A 3,048-nucleotide genomic window follows, 5' to 3' on the forward strand; every position below is an offset into this window, starting at 1 on the left:
AGGCCTGTTTGTCAAACAGATGTTCCGTGCATTCGATGCTCCAGATAACATCGAATGATTCCGGCGGGAATTCTGCGGTTTCTGCATCCTGACAGAGAAACTGTGTGTTGTGGCGTTGCCCGCGCCACCGTGATTCCAATGTGGCCCAGCGTTTCTGTACCGGACTCAGCGTAATACCTGTTACCTGACAGCCGAACGTTTTTGCCAGATGAATCGACGACCCGCCCATGCCACAACCAACATCGAGCAGACTTTCATCGGGTTGAATGTTGAGGAATCCGGCAAGCGTCTCCGTCAATTGCTGTTGTGCAATCGCTGATGACTTCTCATAGGCAGAATTATCATGTGTGGCACTGCTGTTTTCCTCCCACAGTCCGTGGTGAATGTGCCGCCCCCACAGTAAACGATAAAACAGGGTTGTTAAATTGTAGTGGCTGCGAATGACGTCTTTTTGTACGGTGGGGCAACTAATCATTTGAAAAAACCAGATTCATGATGTGAGAGACATGGCAGTCAACAAGCAGGAAAATAACTGACCATTATTTGGCAACATCGATCTCACCATAGATTTTCAGCTCATCCGTTACGCCGACCGCTCCAAATGCTTTGCTGTAGGGGGTAATGCCAAAATCGGTCTGCTTAATAGTAAAGCTGGCACGCAAATGGTTGCGTTGAGTTGCTTCAGTGACTTCCGCGATCAGCTTCAGGTTTCGTGTGACGCCATGCAGCGTAAACTTGCCGTCCAACTGGTAGAACGCTTTTCCCGTGGGCACATTTTGTTTGACGGGGAGCGCTGACACAACTTCAAAGGTAGCTGTAGGATATTTCTGGACATTCAGTACGCTGCTTCCCAGCATGTTCGCATTCACCTCGTTTTGTGTTGAGGCGGCGGTAGAACCTTTCAAACCGATATATTGCCGTGCCGGTGCCGTATCTGCTTTCCAGGTGGTCATATCAAATACAATTTTGCCGGCATTGTTCCTGGCACCCAGATTCAGCGAGCCTGATTTGATCTCGCCAATGACGGCATGCTCGTGACCAAAGCCGGTTTTTCCGACATAGGTGTAGACTTTGCTGGTTGTGGTATCAATCTCGCCCGCAGTGACCTGTGATTGTTGCAGGCTTTTTTGATCCTGACCGCTGGCAGATTCGATTCCGGAAGAAAAGAGGCTGATGCTGAAAAGACTGAAGCAACCTGCCAGGAAATAAATCCGTTTATTGTTTGAAATCAGATGTGTCATCAGACGAATCCTTGTCTTTTTTGTATCTGCATTGCTGACTTGTTTGCACGATTCCCATACCGTAGGAATCTTTGAAGATTAACGGGACGAACCATAACAACTATTGTTATAGTAGTAAATGCCGGTTTCTGAATATGATGCCCACCCGCTGAAGTCAATTGTTTCCCCAAGGGTAGAAAAATGTCCTGAAAAACAGGTTTTCAGTTAGCTTGCGAATCGCTAAAATCTGCACTCTGAATTATTTACGTTCTTCATTTGATGGGATGCCTGTGAAAGATTATCGACTCACTCACTATGAACTCGAATTGATGGGGGTGATCTGGGAACTGGAAGAGGCAAGTGTGCAGGATGTCTGTGATGCGTTACCGCGCGAACTGGCCTATACCACAGTGATGACAACACTCACACTGTTGGCGAAAAAGAAAAAAGTGCTGCATCGGGTCAAACGGGGGCGTGCTTATATTTACCGCGCGGCTGTCTCCCGTGAAGCTGTGTCTCAATCGATGCTCAGTCAGTTGAAACAGGTTCTGCTGGGAGATTCGCTGCCGACGCTCATGGTGAATCTGCTGGAAAATGAGAATATGTCTGAGTCAGACATTTCAGCGCTCAAGACCGCCATCAATAAACTGGAGAGCAATCCATGACGCCTGCCAGTTTCCTGGAAACAATTGTGTCACTCTCGCTGCAATCAACAGTTCTGATTGGTGTGACCGGGGTACTGGTACATTCTGGCAGGAAATCGCAGTCTGCTCATCGTTTGTGGGCTGTTTGTCATATCTTGCTGCTGCTGCTGTTTCTGCTGGCATTCTGTTTTCCGCATCCCCGATTATTTTCTTCCAGCCTGAATGAAAATCGCAATTACCTGGAAGCAGTTCAGCACATGGAGGCGGGTATGGGCCAGGTTTTGTTAATCATTTGGCTCACGGGAGTTTCGATTTCGTTGTGCGCATTGGTTTCAGGCACGATTCAAACCGTAAAAATTCTGAACCGTGCGAAACCGTTAGAGCAGAAACTGCTGGCTGATCAGGAAAACCTGCAGGTTGGTACCCAGCCGATTTTATTACTCTGCAGCGAGGAAACTCATACTCCGTTCTGCTGGCAAATTCATCAGCCTGTGATTGTGCTTCCGCGATCGATTCTCTCTCTCGCTGCAGAGGAACGGGCGATGATCATTCGCCATGAGACAGAACATCTCCGGGCGGCTCACCCCTTACATCTGTTTCTGCAAAGATTAGTAGAAGCGGTTTTCTGGTTCCATCCCCTGGTCTGGTGGAGTTCGCGACAGGCAGTATGCAGTAGAGAATTTTATTGCGACAACCAGTCTGTACACAGCAGCAACGAGGCTTTGGTCTATTTGAAAAGCCTTTTACATTTTGCCGAGCAACAGAAACGAGGCTGGAAAACGCTCTCGGCCGGATTTACCTTCAAGAACAGTCCCAGCCTGATTCAGCAACGCGCTCACCGATTGACGACGTGCGACTGGTCATCTTCGCAAACATTGACGCGTTATCGATGGGACATTCCCGTGATTCTGGCGACGGCACTGCTTTCGGTTCTGTTATGGGCCCCCCTGAATGTCTCTGCGTCCCACCGGTCGTTCTGGTCCCCCTGGCCAAGCTGGTCGTCTCACGTCCTGCATTCAATCGGGATTCCGGCCCGGGATTATGAAATCGATGGCCATCGTCTTCGCCCGCACGAGCATTTTTGAGCGCGGGCAGGTTGGTTACGCAGAAATTGGTGCGTTTGAGCGTCTCAAAGTGACGATAAGTAATGTAGCGTCTGTATACATTGCTGGGTAATAAATAAA

4 protein-coding genes are annotated in these 3,048 nt (G+C 48.9%); 2 read left to right on the forward strand and 2 right to left on the reverse strand.

What is annotated here, in order from left to right; all coding sequences use genetic code 11:
* Positions 1-475: class I SAM-dependent methyltransferase (locus Q0294_RS03400; RefSeq protein ID WP_299460933.1), on the reverse strand; the 475-nt coding region annotated here is incomplete at its 3' end.
* 64 nt (positions 476-539) lie between these two features.
* Complete coding sequence (locus Q0294_RS03405) at positions 540-1,241, reverse strand: YceI family protein (protein WP_299460935.1); 702 nt, start codon at positions 1,239-1,241, stop codon at positions 540-542.
* A 209-nt stretch (positions 1,242-1,450) separates the two neighbouring features.
* Here Q0294_RS03405 and Q0294_RS03410 point away from each other — a divergent pair, with 209 nt between their 5' ends.
* On the forward strand, positions 1,451-1,885 hold the full coding sequence (locus Q0294_RS03410) for a BlaI/MecI/CopY family transcriptional regulator (protein WP_299460937.1): 435 nt from the start codon (positions 1,451-1,453) through the stop codon (positions 1,883-1,885).
* The gene (locus Q0294_RS03415; protein WP_299460939.1) at positions 1,882-2,949 is read left to right on the forward strand and encodes a M56 family metallopeptidase; all 1,068 of its coding nucleotides are present in this window, start codon (positions 1,882-1,884) and stop codon (positions 2,947-2,949) included. The genes Q0294_RS03410 and Q0294_RS03415 overlap by 4 nt, the downstream gene beginning before the upstream one ends.
* Positions 2,950-3,048: the final 99 nt, after the last annotated feature.

Source organism: uncultured Gimesia sp., assembly GCF_937919775.1.
In the GTDB taxonomy this organism is placed as follows: Bacteria; Planctomycetota; Planctomycetia; order Planctomycetales; family Planctomycetaceae; genus Gimesia.

What these genes read in the sequence shown, in the direction of transcription:
- Q0294_RS03415 (WP_299460939.1), top strand. Translation starts at nt 1,882, where the DNA reads ATGACGCCTGCCAGTTTCCTGGAAACAATTGTGTCACTCTCGCTGCAA.
- Q0294_RS03405 (WP_299460935.1), bottom strand. Translation starts at nt 1,241, where the DNA reads ATGACACATCTGATTTCAAACAATAAACGGATTTATTTCCTGGCAGGT.